Annotated in this window: 17 protein-coding genes; 8 read left to right on the top strand and 9 right to left on the bottom strand. The window is 64.6% G+C overall.

Annotated features, from left to right (window positions below; translation table 11 throughout):
* Positions 1-2 precede the first annotated feature (2 nt).
* From dxr to fabZ, 5 genes are all read left to right on the top strand, one after another.
* Positions 3-1,226 carry a 1-deoxy-D-xylulose-5-phosphate reductoisomerase gene (gene dxr, locus AC1RR3_RS26445; protein ID WP_492826138.1) on the top strand — a complete coding sequence of 408 codons (1,224 nt, stop codon included), beginning with the start codon at positions 3-5 and terminating at the stop codon, positions 1,224-1,226.
* Positions 1,227-1,270: 44 nt separating this feature from the next.
* The gene (rseP, locus tag AC1RR3_RS26450) at positions 1,271-2,422 is read left to right on the top strand and encodes an RIP metalloprotease RseP (protein WP_492826140.1); all 1,152 of its coding nucleotides are present in this window, start codon (positions 1,271-1,273) and stop codon (positions 2,420-2,422) included.
* 188 nt (positions 2,423-2,610) lie between these two features.
* Positions 2,611-5,145 carry an outer membrane protein assembly factor BamA gene (gene bamA / locus AC1RR3_RS26455; RefSeq protein ID WP_492826142.1) on the top strand — a complete coding sequence of 845 codons (2,535 nt, stop codon included), beginning with the start codon at positions 2,611-2,613 and terminating at the stop codon, positions 5,143-5,145.
* 136 nt (positions 5,146-5,281) lie between these two features.
* Complete coding sequence (gene lpxD / locus AC1RR3_RS26460) at positions 5,282-6,349, top strand: UDP-3-O-(3-hydroxymyristoyl)glucosamine N-acyltransferase (protein WP_492826144.1); 1,068 nt, start codon at positions 5,282-5,284, stop codon at positions 6,347-6,349.
* Complete coding sequence (gene fabZ, locus AC1RR3_RS26465) at positions 6,346-6,807, top strand: 3-hydroxyacyl-ACP dehydratase FabZ (protein WP_183238958.1); 462 nt, start codon at positions 6,346-6,348, stop codon at positions 6,805-6,807. The genes lpxD and fabZ overlap by 4 nt, the downstream gene beginning before the upstream one ends.
* On the opposite strand, the gene AC1RR3_RS26470 is transcribed toward fabZ, so the two are convergent.
* Positions 6,762-7,157, bottom strand: coding sequence for a KTSC domain-containing protein (locus AC1RR3_RS26470; protein WP_492826449.1), 396 nt, complete (start codon positions 7,155-7,157; stop codon positions 6,762-6,764). The two genes, fabZ and AC1RR3_RS26470, sit on opposite strands and share 46 nt — an antisense overlap.
* A 176-nt stretch (positions 7,158-7,333) precedes the next feature.
* Here AC1RR3_RS26470 and lpxA point away from each other — a divergent pair, with 176 nt between their 5' ends.
* Genes lpxA through lpxB form a run of 3 tightly spaced genes read left to right on the top strand, consistent with a single transcriptional unit; the run spans position 7,334 to position 10,186 of the window.
* Positions 7,334-8,128, top strand: coding sequence for an acyl-ACP--UDP-N-acetylglucosamine O-acyltransferase (lpxA, locus tag AC1RR3_RS26475; RefSeq protein ID WP_492826147.1), 795 nt, complete (start codon positions 7,334-7,336; stop codon positions 8,126-8,128).
* Between the two features lie 19 nt (positions 8,129-8,147).
* The gene (locus AC1RR3_RS26480; RefSeq protein WP_492826451.1) at positions 8,148-9,005 is read left to right on the top strand and encodes an LpxI family protein; all 858 of its coding nucleotides are present in this window, start codon (positions 8,148-8,150) and stop codon (positions 9,003-9,005) included.
* A complete protein-coding gene (lpxB, locus tag AC1RR3_RS26485) occupies positions 9,002-10,186 on the top strand; it encodes a lipid-A-disaccharide synthase (RefSeq protein ID WP_492826149.1) in 1,185 nt (394 codons plus the stop codon). Before AC1RR3_RS26480 ends, lpxB begins: the two co-directional genes overlap by 4 nt.
* Here the strand turns inward: lpxB and AC1RR3_RS26490 are convergent.
* From AC1RR3_RS26490 to gltA, 8 genes are all read right to left on the bottom strand, one after another.
* Positions 10,183-10,953 carry an SDR family NAD(P)-dependent oxidoreductase gene (locus tag AC1RR3_RS26490; protein WP_492826151.1) on the bottom strand — a complete coding sequence of 257 codons (771 nt, stop codon included), beginning with the start codon at positions 10,951-10,953 and terminating at the stop codon, positions 10,183-10,185. The genes lpxB and AC1RR3_RS26490 overlap by 4 nt on opposite strands.
* The gene (locus tag AC1RR3_RS26495; protein ID WP_492826153.1) at positions 10,950-12,065 is read right to left on the bottom strand and encodes an ABC transporter ATP-binding protein; all 1,116 of its coding nucleotides are present in this window, start codon (positions 12,063-12,065) and stop codon (positions 10,950-10,952) included. The genes AC1RR3_RS26490 and AC1RR3_RS26495 overlap by 4 nt, the downstream gene beginning before the upstream one ends.
* Before the next feature lie 10 nt (positions 12,066-12,075).
* Entirely contained in the window at positions 12,076-12,933 is an 858-nt protein-coding gene (locus AC1RR3_RS26500; RefSeq protein WP_492826155.1) for a carbohydrate ABC transporter permease, read from the bottom strand.
* A complete protein-coding gene (locus AC1RR3_RS26505) occupies positions 12,926-13,855 on the bottom strand; it encodes a carbohydrate ABC transporter permease (protein WP_492826157.1) in 930 nt (309 codons plus the stop codon). The genes AC1RR3_RS26500 and AC1RR3_RS26505 overlap by 8 nt, the downstream gene beginning before the upstream one ends.
* Positions 13,852-15,138: an ABC transporter substrate-binding protein gene (locus tag AC1RR3_RS26510; protein WP_492826159.1), complete on the bottom strand. Its 1,287-nt coding sequence runs from the start codon at positions 15,136-15,138 to the stop codon at positions 13,852-13,854. The genes AC1RR3_RS26505 and AC1RR3_RS26510 overlap by 4 nt, the downstream gene beginning before the upstream one ends.
* Before the next feature lie 61 nt (positions 15,139-15,199).
* Positions 15,200-16,378, bottom strand: coding sequence for an ROK family transcriptional regulator (locus AC1RR3_RS26515; RefSeq protein WP_492826453.1), 1,179 nt, complete (start codon positions 16,376-16,378; stop codon positions 15,200-15,202).
* Positions 16,379-16,503: 125 nt separating this feature from the next.
* Entirely contained in the window at positions 16,504-17,199 is a 696-nt protein-coding gene (locus tag AC1RR3_RS26520) for a hypothetical protein (protein WP_492826161.1), read from the bottom strand.
* 109 nt (positions 17,200-17,308) lie between these two features.
* Positions 17,309-18,613, bottom strand: a complete 1,305-nt coding sequence (gene gltA, locus AC1RR3_RS26525) for a citrate synthase (RefSeq protein WP_492826163.1) — start codon at positions 18,611-18,613, stop codon at positions 17,309-17,311.
* Positions 18,614-18,682: the final 69 nt, after the last annotated feature.

Consider the following 18,682-nt stretch of genomic DNA (forward strand, 5'->3'; position numbering starts at 1 on the left):
ATATGAGCGCGGTCCCATTGCGTAATAACAAGGCTGCGGCGTCTGCCGTCCGCAGCGTCACAGTCCTCGGCGCCACCGGCTCGATCGGCGACAGCACGATGGATCTGCTGCGTGCTTCGCCCGAGCGCTATCGCGTCGAAGCCTTGACCGCGAACAGCAATGTCGAAGCGCTGGCAAAGCTCGCGAAGGAGTTTTCGGCGCGCTTCGTTGCGATTGCCGACGCCTCAAAGCTCGCAGACCTGAAGGCCGCGCTTGCGGGCACGAGCACCGAATGCGGCGCCGGCGAAAGTGCGGTCATCGAGGCCGGCGCACGTCCGGCCGATTGGGTCATGGCTGCCGTGAGCGGCGCTGCCGGTCTGAAGCCGGCGCTGGCTGCGGTCGATCGCGGCGCGCATGTCGCGCTCGCCAACAAGGAATGTCTCGTCTGCGCCGGCGATTTCTTCATGCAGCGCGCGGCGAAGGCGGGCGCCTGTATTTTGCCGGCCGATTCCGAGCACAACGCGCTGTTCCAGGCGCTCGCCTCGGGCAATCGCGACGAACTCGTCCGCGTCATCATCACGGCCTCCGGAGGCCCGTTCCGGACCTGGAAGCCGGCCGATATCGAGCAGGCGACACTCGCGCAGGCCCTGAAGCATCCGAACTGGAGCATGGGCCAGAAGATCACGATCGATTCCGCCTCGATGATGAACAAGGGCCTCGAGGTGATCGAGGCGTCCTATCTGTTCGCGCTCTCGCCCGACGAGATCGACGTGCTCGTGCATCCGCAGTCGATCATTCACGGCATGGTCGAGTTCTCCGATCGCTCGGTGATGGCCCAGCTCGGCTCGCCCGACATGCGCACGCCGATCGCGCACTGCCTCGGCTGGCCCGATCGCATCAAGGGGCCTGCGGCCAAGCTCGATCTCGCCAAGATCGGCCAGCTGACCTTCGAGGCACCGGATTTCGAGCGGTTCCCCGGGCTGCGGCTGGCTTACGATTCGCTCCGGACCGGGAAGGGGGCAACCACGGTCTACAACGCCGCCAACGAGGTCGCGGTCGCCGCCTTCATCGCCGGCAAGATCCGGTTTGGAGCGATCGCGCGGCTGGTCGAGGCGACGCTGGACGATTGGATCCGCGGCGGGAACCAGGCCCCCATGACCTCAGCGGATGATGCAATATCCGTTGACCATGTTTCGCGAAATAGAGCTGCCGCCCTATTGCCTCAAATTGCCTTAAAGGCATCCTAGTTAGTTCGGGGCCAGGGCCTAGCGGCACTGGATGAGGGAATTCGATGATCGACTTTTTCGTCCATAGTTTCAATACGTTGAGCCATGGGCTCCTCGGCTACGCAATTCCCTTCCTGTTCGTCCTGACGATCGTCGTGTTCTTCCATGAGCTCGGCCATTTCCTGGTCGCGCGCTGGGCGGGCGTGCGCGTGTTAACCTTTTCGCTCGGGTTCGGACCGGAGCTGGTCGGCTTCAACGACCGCCACGGCACCCGCTGGAAGATCTCGGCGATCCCGCTTGGCGGCTACGTCAAGTTCTTCGGCGACGAGAGCGAGGCCTCGACCCCGTCGCCCGAGACTCTCGCGGCGATGACGGCTGAAGAGCGCGCCGGCAGCTTCCACCACAAGAAGGTCGGCCCGCGCGCCGCCATCGTCGCGGCCGGACCGATCGCCAATTTCATCCTGGGTGCGCTGATTTTCGCCGGCATGGCGCTGTATTACGGCAAGCCGAGCACGATCGCGCGCGTGGACGGCGTCGTCGCCGAGGGCGCAGCGGCGGCGGCCGGCTTCAAGGTCGGGGACGTCGTCGTGCAGATCGACGGCAAGCCGATCGAGAGCTTTGCCGATATGCAGCGAATCGTTGCGATGAACGCCGGTTCGGCGCTTGCCTTCCAGGTCAAGCGGGACGGCGCCGTCGTGTCGCTGACCGCGACCCCGGCGCTGCTGGAGCGCAAGGATCCGTTCGGCAACAGCCATCGTGTCGGCGTGCTCGGCGTCGAGCACAAGTCGCAAGCCGGCGAGGCCTCGACCGCGCCGGTCGGCATCGGCGAGGCGCTCAAGATCGGGGTCGAGCAGGTCTGGTTCATCATCACCAGCACCTTCAAGTTCCTGGGCTCGCTGTTTGTCGGAAACGGCAATCCCAACGAGGTCAGCGGCGTTCTCGGCATTGCCAAGATGTCGGGGCAGGCCGCCAGCGCCGGGTTCCAGTTCGTGATCAACCTCTGCGCCGTACTGTCGGTGTCGATCGGCCTGTTGAACCTGTTCCCGATCCCGCTGCTCGATGGTGGTCACCTTATGTTCTATGCCGCCGAGGTGGTCCGGGGCCGGCCCTTGTCCGAGCGGACCCAGGAGATGGGGTTCCGAATCGGCCTGGGCCTGGTGCTGATGCTGATGGTGTTCGCCACCTACAACGACATCCTGCGGATGGCGGCTTCCTGATAGGGGCTTTTTTGTGGCGTGGTTTAGGGCGTTGCTGATCAGCAACGTCTTGGAATGAAATTGAAATTACGGTGTCTGCTGCCGTTTGCGGCACCGAGGAAATTGGCTACAAGCGGCTTCGAACTTGGGGAATCTCCGGACCGGCGTTGGGGTTGGGTCTGGCACGGAATGATAAGGGCGCGTTGCGCATGAAGTTTGGACTGCGACTCCGGGGGGGCTTGCTTGCAACCCTGATCATGTTCGGCGCGCCGGTGCTTGCCCCGGTTGGGGCTGCCTTTGTGTCTTCGTCTGCGCTTGCTCAGACTGTCCAGTCGATTTCCGTCGAAGGGAATCGCCGTGTCGAGGTGGAGACGATCCGCTCCTATTTCAAGCCGGGTCCGGGCGGCCGCCTGGATCAAGGCGCCATCGACGATGGCCTCAAGGCGCTGATCGAGACCGGCCTGTTCCAGGACGTCAGGATCAACCGCGGCGCCGGTGGCCAGATCGTCGTCTCCGTGGTGGAAAACCCGGTGATCGGCCGCATCGCCTTCGAGGGCAACAAGAAGATCAAGGACGAGCAGCTCACCGCTGAAGTCCAGTCCAAGGCGCGCGGCACCTTCTCCCGCGCCATGGTGCAGTCCGATACGCTGCGAATCGCCGAGATCTATCGCCGGTCCGGCCGCTACGACGTGCGCGTCACCCCTGAAATCATCGAACAGCCGAACAATCGTGTCGACCTCGTCTTCACGGTCGAGGAGGGCGCCAAGACCGGCGTCAAGTCGATCGAGTTCGTCGGCAACAACGCGTTTTCGTCCTATCGCCTGCGCGACATCATCAAGACGCACGAATCGAACCTGCTGAGCTTCCTCGCCAGCAGCGACATCTACGATCCCGATCGCGTCGAGGCCGACCGCGATCTGATCCGCCGCTTCTATCTCAAGAACGGTTTCGCCGACGTCCAGGTCGTGGCCGCGCTCACCGAATACGATCCGGAGAAGAAGGGCTTCAACGTCACCTTCAAGATCGAGGAAGGCTCGCAGTATCGCGTCGGCGCGGTCGATTTCCGCTCCAGCATTCCGAATTTCGATCCGTCTTCGATGCGCGCCTATTCGCGCGTCAATGTCGGCTCGCTCTACAACGTCGAATCGGTCGAGAAGTCGGTCGAGGAGATGCAGATCGAGGCTTCGCGCCGCGGCTATGCCTTCGCCGTGGTCCGTCCCGGCGGCGACCGCAATTTCGAAGCGCACACCGTCGCCGTCGTGTTCAACATCGACGAGGGCCCGCGCACCTATATCGAGCGCATCAACCTGCGCGGCAACACCCGCACGCGCGACTACGTGATCCGCCGCGAGTTCGACATCTCCGAGGGCGATGCCTACAACCGCGCGCTGGTCGATCGTGCCGAGCGGCGCCTGAAGAACCTCGATTACTTCAAGAGCGTCAAGATCACGACGGAGCCGGGCTCCTCGAGCGACCGCGTCATCCTGATCGTCGACATGGAAGAAAAGTCGACCGGCGACTTCTCGATCTCGGGCGGTTACTCCACGACCGACGGTGCGCTCGCCGAAGTCTCGATCTCGGAGCGCAACCTGCTCGGCCGCGGCCTGTTCGCCAAGGCGTCGGTGACCTATGGCCAGTACGCACGCGGCTACTCGCTGTCGTTCGTCGAGCCGTATTTGCTCGACTACCGCGTCGCGCTCGGCCTCGACCTCTATCAGCGCCAGCAGCTGTCCAACAGCTACATTTCCTACGGCACCAAGACGCTCGGCTTCTCGCCGCGCCTTGGCTTCTCATTGCGTGAAGATCTCTCGCTCCAGCTGCGCTACTCGATCTACCAGCAGGAAATCACGCTGCCGTACTACCTGGCGAACTGTAACAACATCCCTGGCGCGGGCTTCAACCCGAGTCCGGCCTATGCCAACGCAAATGGCCTTGCGCTGGATCCGTCGACCAATGGCCTTGGCTGCTACAGCGACGGCGAAGCTTCGTTGCCGGTCCGCAAGGAGCTTGCCAGCGGCAAGACCCTGACCTCGGCGCTCGGCTACACGCTGACCTACAACACGCTGGACAACAACAAGAACCCCTCCGACGGTCTGCTCGTCGACTTCCGTCAGGACTTCGCCGGCGTCGGCGGCGACGTCTCCTACCTGAAGTCGGTCATCGACGCGAAGTACTACACCCCGCTGGTGTCTGACATCGTCGGTCTCGTGCACGTGCAGAGCGGCATGCTGAACAAGATCGGCAGCAACGACCTGCGCATGCTCGATCACTTCCAGATGGGCCCGAATCTCGTCCGCGGCTTTGCCCCGAACGGCATCGGCCCGCGCGACATCAACCCTTACGACACGCAGGACGCGCTGGGCGGCACCAAGTACTGGGGCGCTTCGCTCGAATTGCAGATGCCGTTCTGGTTCCTGCCGAAGGAAGTGGGTCTGAAGGGCGCGGTCTATGCCGATGCCGGCGGCCTGTATGACTACAAGGGACCGACGACGTGGGGTGTGACCGGCGAAACGACCACGCCATCCAACTCGAACTGTATTGCGTCGACCGCCAATCCGGCGACGCCCGGAACCTGTACCGGCCTGATCTATGACGACAGCAGGGTGATCCGGTCGTCGGTCGGTGTCGGCCTGATCTGGCAGTCGCCGTTCGGTCCGCTCCGCTTCGACTACGCCGTGCCGCTCAGCAAGGGCAAGTACGACCGCACCCAGGAATTCCGGTTCGGCGGCGGCACCACGTTCTAATTCGATCAGCAGGGCATGATCCGGCCCCTTGAATTTCCCTTGGGGCCGGACACCAAAAAGATCGTGTTCAATCCATGAGATAAGGCATGATGCGGCCTGACCGCTTCATGCCGAAGCCGGACCGCGACGGGGTGGAATGGCGCAGCCGACCTTCTTCAAGAAACCGCCTGCCACAGCGCTGGCCGATATCGCCTCGCTGACCAAGGCGCAGCTGGTCGACCCCGCGAGGGGCGGCCAAATCGTCACGGGCCTAGCCTCGCTCGACGAAGCTGGCCCGATGCATCTGGCGTTCTTCGACAACCTCAAATATGCCGACGAGCTGAAGGCGACCAGGGCGGGCGCCTGCCTGGTAAGCCCGCGCTTCGAGGCCCAGGTGCCGGCGCATGTGGCGGTGCTGCGGGTGGCGCAGCCGTTCCGCGCCTTCGTCGGGATTGCCCGGGAATGGCACGGCGATGCGCTGCGCCCGCAGTCCTGGTTCGGCAATGACGGCATTGCGCCGTCGGCCATCATCGATCGCTCGGCCCGGCTCGAGGACGACGTCGTCGTCGAGCCGCTGACCGTCATCGGTCCGGATGTCGAGATCGGCAGTGGTACCGTGATTGGAGCCGGCGTGGTCATCGGTCCCGGCGTCAAGATCGGCCGGGACTGCAATGTCGGTGCCCGCACGGCGATCCAGTGCGCGCTGATCGGCAACAATGTGCTGATCCATCCCGGCTGCTCGATCGGCCAGGACGGCTACGGCTTCATCTTCTTTGGCCCTGAGGGCCATCTGAAGGTACCCCAGACCGGCCGCGTGCTGATCCAGAACAATGTGGAAGTCGGCGCCGGCACCACCATCGACCGCGGGTCCCTGCGCGACACCGTGATCGGCGAGGGGACCAAAATCGACAATCAGGTCCAGATCGGCCACAATGTGACCATCGGACGGAACTGCCTGCTGGCGGCCCAGATCGGGCTCGCGGGCAGCCTGACGATCGGCGACAACGTGGCGCTGGGAGCAAAGGTTGGTATCAACAATCACCTCAAGATTGGCGACGGGGCCCAGGTGACCGCGATGAGCGGCGTCAAGGACGACATCCCGCCGAACGGACGCTGGGGTGGCTTTTTTGCCAAGCCGACCAAGCAGTGGTTCAAGGAAATTATCGCGGTGGAGCGCCTGGTACGCGACAGCAGGGCCGATCCGAAGGACGAGGGACGGGAATGACGGAGGAATCGCCTATCAAGTTCGAGCTGGTGGATATCAACGCGATCCTCCAGACGCTGCCGCACCGCTTTCCCATGCTGCTGATCGATCGCGTGATCAACATCCGCGCCGATTACAGCGGCATAGGCATCAAGAACGTCACCTTCAACGAGCCGGCCTTCCAGGGGCATTTCCCCGAGCGCCCGGTCTATCCCGGCGTCATGATGATCGAGGCGATGGCGCAGACGGCGGGCGTGATCGGCATCAAGTCGGTCGAGGGCACCGAGAAGCCGCGCGCGGTCTACTTCCTCACCATCGACAAGTGCAAGTTCCGCAAGCCCGTGCTGCCCGGCGATACCATCGAGTATCACATGCGCTCGCTCGGCCGCCGCAAGACCATGTGGTGGTTTCACGGCGACGCCAAGGTCAACGGTCAGGTCGTCGCGGAAGCCGACGTCGGCGCCATGCTGACCGACTGAGCGGGCCAGCTCCACTGGACGCGCTCCCGTGTCCCGCAGGCGTAGTGACCAGCTGTGACATCGCGCTTGAAGTTCTGGTTGAAGAACTGGCCCATGGACGGTGCGCCCAGGAGGCGCTCGACCGTGTCCGCCGTCACGCCGCAATAGCGGTCATATGCGCCATTAAGAGCGACGATGAGGTCCTGCTGCGCGCGGTCGTAGCAGACCCGCTGAAGCACCGTGCTGCGGGTGATGTCGCGGCACTCGAATGTCTTGAGATCGACGAGGTGGTGTTCGCCGGTCTCGACCGTCTCTGAGACGATCGGGGTCGCCGCGAGCTGTGCGAGCAGGATTGCCAGGGCCCTGACCACGATGGCTTCAAGCTCCACATGAACGCATTGACGCGTCAGGACGGCCGGCTTATCCGGCGTCTGAAATACGCCGAGATGATACGTCACTGGACAGATCGGGCATAGTCGCGCTAACCACCGGAAAACAAAGCGACTTCAACACTTAACCAGACCTTCTTGATGAGCCAGATTGCTTGATGAGTAAGATTGATCCCACCGCACGGGTCGAGGACGGCGCCGTGATCGGCGAGGGCACCGAGATCGGACCCTTTTGCATCATCGGCCCGAATGTGGTGATCGGCCAAAACTGCAAGCTGATCGGCCAGGTCACAATCATCGGCCACACCTCGGTCGGGGACGGCTGCGTGATCTCGCCGTTCGCGGTGCTGGGCGGCGCGCCGCAGGATCTCAGCTATAAGGGCGAGCCGACCCGGCTCGAGATCGGCTCGGGCTGCACCATCCGCGAAGGTGCAACGATGAACGTTGGCACCATCAAGGGCGGCGGGCTGACGCGCGTCGGGAGTGGCGGCTACTTCATGAACAACAGCCATGTCGGGCATGACTGCATGGTCGGCGACAACGTGATCTTCGCGACGTCGGCGACGCTCGGTGGCCACTGCGAGATCGGCGATGCCGTCTATATCGGTGGCCTGTCCGCCGTGCACCAGTTCACCCGCATCGGCCCCTATGTGATGGTTGGCGGTGTTTGCGGCGTGCGCGACGATGTCATCCCGTACGGGCTGGTCAACGGCCAGTACGCGGTGCTGGAGAGCCTCAACCTGATCGGCATGAAGCGGCGCAAGTTCACCAAGCAGCGGCTCGCGACCGTGCGCGCGTTCTACCAGAAGCTCTTCCACGGCCCCGGCATGTTCGCCGAACGGCTTGTGGCGGCCCAGCCGCTCGCCGGTGAAGATCCCGCGATCGCCGAAATCCTCGATTTCATCGGCAAGGGCAAGCATCGTCCGCTTTGTCTTCCCGCCATCGAGAAGTGATTCCGGAATGGCCGCGGACATGACATCGGCGGCTCCTGAGATTTCATCGCCGGTCGGCGTGGTCGCCGGCGGCGGTGCCATGCCGTTCGCGGTTGCCGATTCGCTTGCCGCGCGCGGCATCTCGCCGGTACTGTTTCCGCTGCGCGGCGCCTGCGATCCGGTGCAGGTCGAAAAATTCCGCCACCGCTGGATCTCGGTCGGCCAGCTTGGCCGTGCGATGCGGCTGTTCCGTGAGGAGGGTTGCCGCGACCTGATCTTCATCGGCACCCTGGTGCGGCCCTCGCTCTCGGAGATCCGGTTCGACTTCACGACGTTGCGGCTGCTCGGCAATGTCATTCGCGCCTTCCGTGGCGGCGACGATCATCTGCTGTCGGGCGTCGGACGCATTCTCGAACAAGGCGGCTTTCGCATGGTCGGCATCAAGGATGTCGCGCCTGATCTGTTGATGCCCGAGGGCTGCATCAGCCGCGCCTGGCCGAGCGACAACAGCAAGACCGACATCGAGCGCGGCCGCGCGGTCCTGACCGCGCTCGGGCCGTTCGACATCGGCCAGGCTGTGGTGGTGATCGACGGACATGTGGTAGCGGTCGAGGACATCGAGGGCACCGACGCGCTGCTGGCGCGCGTGGCGCGGCTGCGCGAGGAGGGGCGTATCCGCGCCGCCACCGGCCGTGGCGTGCTGGTGAAGGCGCCCAAGAGCAGCCAGGATCTGCGCTTCGACCTGCCGACGATCGGCGCTCGCACCATCGAGGGCATCGCCAACGCCGGCCTGGCCGGCATCGCCGTGATCGCCGGCAACACCATCGCCGCCGAGCCGCAGGCGATGATCGCGCTCGCCGACGCAAAATATCTCTTCGTCATCGGTTTGCCGGCGTGATGCAGGGGCGCGATCCCAAGCGGAAGATCTTTCTGATCGCAACGGAGGAATCCGGCGACCGGCTCGGCAGCGCGCTGATGAAGGTGCTGCGCCAGCGGCTCGGTGACGGCGTGCAGTTCGAGGGCGTCGGCGGCACCACCATGGCGCGTGAGGGGCTGAACTCGCTGTTTCCGATCGAGGAACTCTCGATCGTCGGCTTCGCCGCGGTGTTGCAGCAACTGCCCAAGATCCTGCGGCTGATCCGCGAGACCGCGGACGCAGTGACCGAGGCAGCCCCCGACGCGCTCGTCATCATCGATAGTCCGGATTTCACCCATCGCGTCGCCCGCCGCGTCCGTGGGCACAATCCCGCGATCCCGGTTGTCGATTACGTCTCGCCCTCAGTCTGGGCGTGGCGGCCGGGTCGCGCTCGCGCCATGCTCGGCTATGTCGATCACGTGCTCGGCCTGCTGCCGTTCGAGCCGGAGGAGTATCGCAAGCTCCGGGGACCGCCGTGCAGCTATGTCGGTCATCCCCTGATCGAGCAATTGCCGTCGCTGCGGCCGAATGCCGAGGAGCAGAGGCGCCGCGGTGCCGAGCCGCCCGTGCTGCTGGTGCTGCCCGGCAGCCGCCGCAGCGAGATCAGGCATCATCTCCATGTGTTCGGCGCAACGCTCGGCCGGTTGCAGGCCGAGGGCCACGCCTTCGAGCTGATACTGCCGACCATGCCGCATCTCGAAGCAACGATCCGCGAGGGCGTTGCGACCTGGCCGGTCAAGCCGCAGATCGTGATCGGCGAAGCCGAGAAGCGCGCCGCCTTCCGCATCGCCCACGCCGCGCTGGCGAAATCCGGCACGGTGACACTGGAGCTCGCACTGGCGGGCATTCCGATGGTGACGGCCTATCGCGTCGGTGCGATCGAAGCTTTCATTCTGCGCCGCGCGGTCCAGGTCTCCTCCGTGATCCTCGCCAATCTCGTGATCGGCAGGGACGTCATTCCGGAGTTCTTGCAGGAGGACTGTACGCCGGAGAAGCTGGCGCCGGCGCTGTCCGAGGTGCTGGCGGACAGCCCCATGCGCCGGCAGCAGGTCGAAGCCTTCGCCCAGCTCGACGCCATCATGTCCACCGGCAACAAATCGCCGAGCGTGCTCGCCGCCGACGTCGTGCTCGCGACGATGCGCAAGGGGCGGCGGGCGCCCTAGCCAAGACCACCGTCGACCTGAAAGCACTGGCGCGTGATGCGCTGACTCTCGTCGGAGGCGAGAAACAGCGCCATGTTCGCGATGTCCTCGGGCGTCACCGCGTCTGGGACAGCCTGTCGCGTGCGGCGAATCTCGGCGATAGCCTGCTCGTCCGGATACCACAACCGGCGTTGCCGCTCGGTGATCACCATGCCCGGCGCGATGGCGTTGACGCGGATGCGGTCGGGGCCGACCGACCGGGCCAGCGAATTGGTGAAGCCGACGATCGCGGCCTTCGCCGCGGCATAGACCGGCAGCGCCGGCGCGCCGCGCATCCAGGCGATCGACGACATGTTGATGATCGAGCCGCCGCCGCGCGCCTGCATCTGCGGCACCACGGCTTGCGCGGCAAAGAAGACGTGCTTGAAATTGACGCCGATCATCCAGTCGAACTCGGACGGCGTCACTTCGGCCAGCACCTGGCGCTGGTCGTTGGCGGCGTTGTTGACGAGGACCGCGGCATCGCCGAGTGCTCCGTGAATCCGAGCCATCGCGGCGCGCAAGGCATCGATATCAAGGAGATCGCAGGGCACGAAAAGCGGTGCGGTGGCCGATGCCGCCGCCACTTCCGCGACGAGCGCCGCACCCGCCGCCTCGTCGATATCGAGGAAGGCGACGCGCGCACCCTGGCCTGCGAAAGCGTGCACGAAGGCGGCGCCGATGCCGCTGGCGCCTCCCGTGATCAACACCACGCGGTCCGCGAGGCCGGCATAGCTGGTCTGGGTCATGCGATCAGTCGCTCCGTCTCGGGGTCGAACAGGCAAAGGCGGCGGGTGTCGAGCGCGAAGGGCGCCATGGCGCCCGGCGCGGGGCGGACGTCCGGCGAGATGCGCGCCTGCGCCGGCTCGCCGCCAAGCCGCAGCAGGACGATGGTCTCGGCCCCGGTGGGCTCAACCAACTCGACAGGCGCGGTGACGATGACGGGCGCACCCGTTGCACCGGAGAACACGCGGTCCCCCTCGGCGATGCATTCCGGCCTGATCCCGAGCACCACCTCGCGGCCGACATAGGACGCCGCCGCGTCATAACCCTGGAGGCGGAGACGGACCTCGTCCGGGCGTCCCGCGCCGATCACGGCCACCGGCCCGCCGGAATCGGCCTCGAGCCGCGCCGGCATCGTGTTCATCGGCGGCGAGCCCATGAAGCGGGCGACGAACAGATTGGCGGGATAGCGGTACACGGTGTCGGGGTCGGTGAATTGCTGGACCACGCCGCGATGCATCACGGCGATCCGCGTCGCCATCGTCATTGCCTCGATCTGGTCGTGGGTGACATAGACGATGGTGGCGCCGATGCGCTGGTGCAGACGCTTGATCTCCATCCGCATCTCGACGCGCAGCTTGGCGTCGAGATTGGAGAGCGGCTCGTCGAACAGGAAGAGCAGGGGATCGCGCACCAGCGCCCGGCCCATCGCCACGCGCTGGCGCTGGCCGCCGGACAATTGCGACGGCTTGCGACCGAGCAGGGGCTCGATCTGGAGCAGCCTGGCTACATTCGCCAGTGCTTTCTCCTGCTCCGCCTTCGGCACATGCCGGCATTCCATGCCGAAGGTGATGTTCTGGCGCACCGTCATCGACGGATAGAGCGCGTAGGACTGGAACACCATGGCGATGTCGCGGTCCTTGGGCGGGACGTCGTTGACGACGCGCCCGCCGATCTCGATCGTCCCGTCGCTCGCGCGATCGAGCCCGGCGACGATGTTGAGCAGCGTAGACTTGCCGCAGCCGGACGGCCCGACCAGCACGGTGAACTCGCCGCTCTCGATGTCGAGGTTGATGCCCTTCAGCACCTCGAGATTGGCGTAGCGCTTGGATAGGGCGCGAATGCTTAGCGCTGCCATGACAACCCCATCATTTTACGGCTCCGGCGGTGAGGCCGCGTACGAAGTACCGGCCGCCGAAGAGGTAGATCAACAGAGTGGGCAGCGCTGCGATGATCACCGCGGCGCTCTGCACGCCATGCTGCGGAATATCCGCGATTGCGGCGGAGAGCGCGATGAGCGCGGCCGTGACGGGCTGTTGCTGGCCGGTGGTGAATGTCACGCCATAGAGGAACTCGTTCCAGATGTGCGTGAACTGCCAGATCACGGTGACGATCAGGATGGGCGCCGAGAGTGGCAGGATGATGCGCCAGAAAATGCGGAAGAACCCGGCGCCGTCGATGCGCGCGGCCCTGATCAATTCATGGGGAATGGCGATGTAGTAGTTGCGGCAGAACAGCACGGTGAACGAAAGCCCCTGGATGGTGTGGATCAGCACCAGACCGGTCAGCGTGTTGATGAGGCCGGTGTCCCGCAGCACGATGGTCCAGGGCAACAGGCGCATCTGCTGGGGCAGGAACAGGCCGAGCGTCACGATGCCGTAGATCCAGTTGTCGCCGCGAAAACGCCAGAGCGACACGGCGTAACCGGCGACAGCCCCGAGCAGGGTCGATAAAATCGTCGCGGGGATCGTGATGAGCGCGGAGTTCAGCATGTATGGCCGGATGCCGGCGCAGGTCTCGGCGACGCAGAAACCGCTCCAGGCCGCGAGATAGTTGCGCCAGGCCCATTGCTGCGGCCAGCCGATCATCGAACCCTGCGCGATCTCCTCATTGGTGCGGAGCGAGTTCAGGACGACGACAGCCAGCGGTGCGAGATAGGCTGCTGCGAACAACAAAACGACGAGATAGATCAGAATGCGGCTCGGCGCGAATGATCGGTCACGCATGGGTGGCCTGCCGTCGCTGGACATAACGCCATGCCGCATAGGGCAGCAGCACCGCGAGCAGAATGAGCAGCATAAGCACAGCCGCCGCCGCACCCCGGCCGAGCTGGCCGCGCTGGAACATGAGGTCGTAGACGACAAGGGCCGGCAGCTGGGTCGCAATTCCAGGGCCGCCATTGGTGAGCGCGCGGACGAGATCGAAGGCCGAAATCGCGAACTGCAATTGGACGACGACGACGGTGATGGTGATCGGCCAAAGCGTCGGCAGGATGACGCGCCAGTAGGTTCGGATCGGTCCAGCGCCGTCGATCTGCGCGGCCTTGATGATGTCGCCGTCGACGGAGCGAAGGCCGGCCAGGAACAGCGCCATCGCGAAGCCCGAGGATTGCCAGATCGCGGCGATGACAATCGTCCAGATCGCCATGTCGCGGTCAATTAGCCAGTCGAACCGGAAGGAGGTCCAGCCGAGGTCATGGACGAGCTTCTGGATCCCGATGCCGGGGTTGAGCAGCCAGCTCCAGACCGTGCCGGTGACGACGAACGACACCGCGAGCGGATACAGGAAGATCGATCGCAGCACATTCTCGCCGCGAATGCGCTGATCGAGCAGGATCGCAAGCATGAGGCCGGCGATCAGGCTCAGCAGCACGAAAGCGCTGCCGAACAGCAGCAGATTGTCGAAGGCGATCTGCCAGTTTCGCGACGCAAGGACAGCATTGTAGTTGCGCAATCCCACCCAGCCCGTAACAGGAATAAGGGTGGAGGGCGTGAACGAAATCCAGATCGTCCACAGCGAAAACGAAATGAGATGCGCGGCCGATAACAGCAGCGGCACCCAGATCATCAGATATTCGGGTAGACGACGCGCGACGTCGGACGTCGCCCGCCGGCCCGGCCGCGCTGCTGTGGAGACGACGTCGGTCAACGCGAACCCTCGACGGCCTCGGCAAGGCGGGTGACCGCTTGATCCGGCGTGATGGTCTTGTTCTTCACGTACTCGGTAAACACGTCGATCATCGCAGCGGTCAGGCCGTTTTCCTGGGCCATGTTGTGCGCAAGGCTCAGGACGGCCTGGTTGTTGGCGACCGCGTCCTTGAGGGCGGCTGCGGTTCGCCGTTGACCGTCCGACCAGCCTTCACCGGACAGATCGACGTCGGTGCGTACGGGGATCGATCCCGTGATCTGCGAATACATGGTCTGGATCGCCGGATCCATGACCAGCTGAGCCATCAGCGCCTGACCGGCTTGCAGATCTGGCTCCTTGCGCTGCCAGAAGATGAAGGCATCGGCATTCAACAGGAACACAGGCTTGCTGTTGTCGCTGGGGCCCGGCGCGATGATGAAGTCATCGAACTTGAAACCGGCGTTGCGCAATACGCCCTGCGCCCATCCGCCCATGATCATCATGCCCATGTCGCCGTCGACGAAGCGCTTCAAATTGGTGGCATAGGGTTGGGCGCCGACATTGGGGTCCATCCAGTTGGTGATCTTGCGCAGTTGCGCGAAAGCAGCCTTGATCTCGGGACCTTCCAGGGCCTTCTTGTCGAGATTCATGATCGCTGCGCGGTATGCCGCGGGACTGATGCCAGCGAGCGAGGCCTCGAATTTTTGACCATCGTCGGCGCGGGTGCCGCCGTTGGCGACTGGAAAAGTGATGCCGCCGGCTTTCATCTTCTCGGCAAGATCGTTGAAGTCAGCCCAGGTGACGGGGACCTTGTCGGCCTTGGCCTTGTCCATGGCGCGTTTGGAGAGAAACAGCATGTTGGTGCTGTAGATCTGTAGCGGCAGGGCAATCCACTTGCCTCCCGGCTTGTGCAGTTTTGCAAGATCTGGCGCGACGACCTTCTCATAGCCGGCGGCCGCGACGACGGCGTCGAGATCGACGGTCGGGGCAATCTTCGACCAGGCCGCGATCTCGGGGCCCTTGAGCTGCGAGCAGGCCGGCGGATCGCCCGCGATGATCTGGGCCCGCAGCTTGTTCATCATCTCGGTGGTGAAGCCGGGGACGGGCGAGTGCTGCCAGACCCCGCCTTTCTCCTCGAATTTCTTGCCGAGCGCCGTGATGGCCGCCCCGTCGCTGCCTGCGGACCATTGCGAGATCGCGGTGAGCCGCGGCTTGACTGCGCCTTGCGCGCGGGCAAAGGCCGGCAGCGCAAGCGCGGCCGCAGATCCAGCGAGCAGACGGCGCCTTGTTGTCGTGATCGGCATGGCAAGTTCCTCCCGGTGTGAACTCTTTTGTTTGCGCGAGGGCCGCGCGGCTCAGGGCATTTCAGGCGGCCTCCGTCGATGCGGCCGGCATGCCGCCGCGGCAGGCGAGGCAGAAAGCCGCGAAGGCCAGCGCGGCCTGCGGATCATTGCCATTCGACGGCGGCACGAAAGCCAGCGAGGCCTGCGCGTGCTTGCGGCCGCCGAGCAGGCTGGCATCGACGCCGTCGACCAGCGCTTTCCGATCGTCCTCCGCAAGCAGCGACGGCCAGCCGGAGATGGCAACGCCGTGACAGGGCTTGACGTTCAGCGTGTTGCCGATCGCAAGGCCAAGGCGATAGAGCCGATGCCGCAGCTCCTGCCGCACGCGCGAGGAGATCGGGATCGCGGTCACCCAATCGCTGCCAAGCCGGAGCAGCTCCGGCTCCGGCACGCCGAGCAGCCCGGCGAGCGCCGGCAGCGAGGTATAGGCCTCGACGCAGCCATGATGGCCGCAGCGGCAACGCGGTCCGTCGGCTTCGAACACCATGTGGCCGAGCTCGACCGGTTGCAGGGCATCGGCCTCGATCGGATCGTCCATCCAGGCGCCCGCGACGCCCTGGCCGACGAAGACGAACAGATGCGCGCCACTGAACGGATAGTCTTCCGTGCGGCAGCGGTGAAAAATGGCGTGCGCCACCACCGAATTGGTGAACTCGACCGGGACGTTCGCAAACATCTCGCCTAGCATGTCGCCGATATCTTGGACATCGCAGGGAATGATTGGGTTGCCGAACTCGCTCAGGCGGCCGAGGCCGGGAATGGTGATGCCGATCTGCGCGAGCCTGACCCGTCGCCGCCGCGTCCAGTCGCGCAGCAATGTCAGCGCTTCGCGAAACGCCCGGCCGACCGAGTCGGTTATTGGCTTTGCCGGCAGCGGTACGCGCTCGGTGTAGTGAAGCTCGCCCGACAGGCTGCCGACTCCGACACTGAGCCACTGGCCGGTCAGCTCGAGCGCCGCGAGCGCCACCGAACCATCGAGCGAGACAAGGCCCGTCGGACCGCCGACATAAGGGGCAGGGCGCCTGACTTCTTCGATCAGGCCTTCGGCCTTCAGGTCAAACAGGATGCGCGACAGGCTCGCTTCCGACAGGCGCACGGCCTTGGCCAGCGGCGGCCGGAACGAGCCGCCCGACTGAAGCAGATGAGTCAAAATGGCAGCACGCGTCTGCCGCCGACTTCTCGGCTGCTCCGGCATTTCCATCCCTGTCGTCATTCTTACTTAGTGTAAGAATGCGCGCGGAGCATTTCGGCTGTCAAGCGATCGCCGGTGCGATCGTTCGACTTGTTGTTGTGCGAGGCAGCAAGATGAGGCGTGTGCGATAACCCTCAGGAGAGACGCGCGACGTCGACGATGATCCGCTTGCGGTTGTCCGGGTCGACGAGGACAGGCAGTTCGACGCCGGCGGCGGTGCGGATCTCGCGGCGGCTCGGGCTGCTGAACGACATCCGCGTGACGGCTTCCCAACCCGGTCCGCCGTTCGGGTCGTTCACTGCGACGGCAATGTCCCACGTCCCGCCCGGTGCGCTGCTCGGTTGCACCTCGTGCGCGCTCAAGACCTTCGCCGTCGTCGGAACGAGGCCGAGGGCGGCGCCGCCGCCGGCCAGCGCAATCTCCGTCTGCTGCGGCGTCAGGCCATTGACCAGCGCCGGCGACGATGCGGCATGCTCCACCTCGCGCCAGATGCGGGGGAACGGGTGGTGGCCGGGCGTATCAGCCTGCTGCTCGCCGCGCACATGCGACGCGATCTGTTCGGCGGCTTCTCGCCCGCTCGGCATCCGATCCCATTCGATCCTGAATCGCGAGGGATCAGCGAGGTCAACGGTGACAGGAAGCATCATCCCGGAGCGCGGCCATTTCGGCTTGGGCACGTCGTAACCGTTGTATTGCACGGCGGTCGCCGCGAGGCGCTCCGCGGTGATCACCCCGTCAATGTCGCATCTCGGACGAAGCACCATCTCGCCGGCCGCATCGGGAAACGGCGAGCAGGTCACGACCTGCAACCATCCGTCCACCGGGTTCATGATCCGCATCCGCTCGCCCTTGCGCTTTGCTCGCTCTGCGGGATCCTGCCAAACAAAAACGGCGCCATCGTGAGATGGCGCCGTTTCGAAAGCCGTGTTGGCTGAAGACTTACTTGCGATCCTTGATCGCGACGTAGTCGCGGCGGGTCACGCCGGTGTAGAGCTGGCGCGGACGGCCGATCTTCTGCTGCGGGTCCTCGATCATCTCGCTCCACTGGCTGATCCAGCCGACGGTGCGGGCGACCGCGAACAGCACGGTGAACATCGAGACCGGGAAGCCCATCGCCTTCAGCGTGATGCCCGAATAGAAGTCGACGTTCGGGTACAGCTTGCGGTCGATGAAGTACTGGTCGCTGAGCGCGATCTTCTCGAGCTCGAGCGCCACCTTCAGCATCGGATCATCGCCATGGCCGGTCTCCTTGAGCACGGCGTGACACATCTTCTGCATGATCTTGGCGCGCGGATCGTAGTTCTTGTAGACGCGGTGGCCGAAGCCCATCAGGCGGACTTCGCTGTTCTTGTCCTTCACCTTGGCGATGAATTCCGGAATCTTGTCGACCGAGCCGATCTCCGCGAGCATCGCAAGCGCAGCTTCGTTGGCGCCGCCATGCGCCGGACCCCACAGGCAGGCGATGCCGGCGGCGATGCAGGCGAACGGGTTGGCGCCGGAGGAGCCGGCGATGCGCACCGTCGAGGTCGAGGCGTTCTGCTCGTGGTCGGCGTGCAGGATGAAGATCTTGTCCAGCGCGTCAGCCAGCACCGGGTTGATCTTGTAGTCCTCGCACGGCACGGCGAAGCACATGTTGAGGAAGTTCTCGGCGAAGGAGAGCGAGTTCTTCGGATACACGAAGGGCTGGCCGACCGTGTACTTGTAGGCCATCGCCGCCAGCGTCGGGATCTTCGCGATCATGCGCATGGAAGCGATCATGCGCTGCTTCGGATCGTTGATGTCGGTGCTATCGTGATAGAACGCGGCGAGCGCGCCGACGGAGGCGACCATCACGGCCATCGGATGGGCATCGCGGCGGAAGCCCTGGAAGAAGCGGGCCATCTGCTCGTGCACCATCGTGTGATGGATCACGCGGTCGTCGAAATCCTTCTTCTGCGCGGCGGTCGGAAGATCCCCGTAGAGCAGCAGGTAGCAGGTCTCGAGGAAGTCGCCGTTCTCGGCGAGCTGCTCGATCGGATAGCCGCGGTATTCCAGCACGCCCGCGTCACCGTCGATATAGGTGATCTTGGACTGGCAGCTCGCGGTGGAGGTGAAGCCGGGATCGTAGGTGAACAGGCCGGACTGGCCGTAGAGCTTGCCGATATCGACGACATCAGGCCCGACGCTGCCGCTGTGGATCGGGAGATCGTAGTTCTTGTTTCCGACCGTCAGTGTGGCGGTCTTATTGCTTGCTTTTGCGTCCATCAGAGGTCCCCGATGTGTGGTGAAACGGGCCGGAGCCGGAAGGCCCCGATGACATGGCGGGGCAGGCCG

It is taken from the genome of Bradyrhizobium sp. GW821-FHT13H05 (genome assembly GCF_058804065.1).

Excerpts from the sequence above, each read along its gene's own strand:
- AC1RR3_RS26490 (WP_492826151.1), bottom strand. The coding sequence starts at position 10,953 with ATGACCCAGACCAGCTATGCCGGCCTCGCGGACCGCGTGGTGTTGATC.
- gltA (WP_492826163.1), bottom strand. The coding sequence starts at position 18,613 with ATGGACGCAAAAGCAAGCAATAAGACCGCCACACTGACGGTCGGAAAC.
- AC1RR3_RS26520 (WP_492826161.1), bottom strand. The coding sequence starts at position 17,199 with ATGAACCCGGTGGACGGATGGTTGCAGGTCGTGACCTGCTCGCCGTTT.
- AC1RR3_RS26500 (WP_492826155.1), bottom strand. The coding sequence starts at position 12,933 with ATGCGTGACCGATCATTCGCGCCGAGCCGCATTCTGATCTATCTCGTC.
- rseP (WP_492826140.1), top strand. The coding sequence starts at position 1,271 with ATGATCGACTTTTTCGTCCATAGTTTCAATACGTTGAGCCATGGGCTC.
- fabZ (WP_183238958.1), top strand. The coding sequence starts at position 6,346 with ATGACGGAGGAATCGCCTATCAAGTTCGAGCTGGTGGATATCAACGCG.
- lpxD (WP_492826144.1), top strand. The coding sequence starts at position 5,282 with ATGGCGCAGCCGACCTTCTTCAAGAAACCGCCTGCCACAGCGCTGGCC.
- bamA (WP_492826142.1), top strand. The coding sequence starts at position 2,611 with ATGAAGTTTGGACTGCGACTCCGGGGGGGCTTGCTTGCAACCCTGATC.
- AC1RR3_RS26510 (WP_492826159.1), bottom strand. The coding sequence starts at position 15,138 with ATGCCGATCACGACAACAAGGCGCCGTCTGCTCGCTGGATCTGCGGCC.
- AC1RR3_RS26515 (WP_492826453.1), bottom strand. The coding sequence starts at position 16,378 with ATGGAAATGCCGGAGCAGCCGAGAAGTCGGCGGCAGACGCGTGCTGCC.
- AC1RR3_RS26495 (WP_492826153.1), bottom strand. The coding sequence starts at position 12,065 with ATGGCAGCGCTAAGCATTCGCGCCCTATCCAAGCGCTACGCCAATCTC.
- dxr (WP_492826138.1), top strand. The coding sequence starts at position 3 with ATGAGCGCGGTCCCATTGCGTAATAACAAGGCTGCGGCGTCTGCCGTC.
- lpxA (WP_492826147.1), top strand. The coding sequence starts at position 7,334 with ATGAGTAAGATTGATCCCACCGCACGGGTCGAGGACGGCGCCGTGATC.
- AC1RR3_RS26480 (WP_492826451.1), top strand. The coding sequence starts at position 8,148 with ATGACATCGGCGGCTCCTGAGATTTCATCGCCGGTCGGCGTGGTCGCC.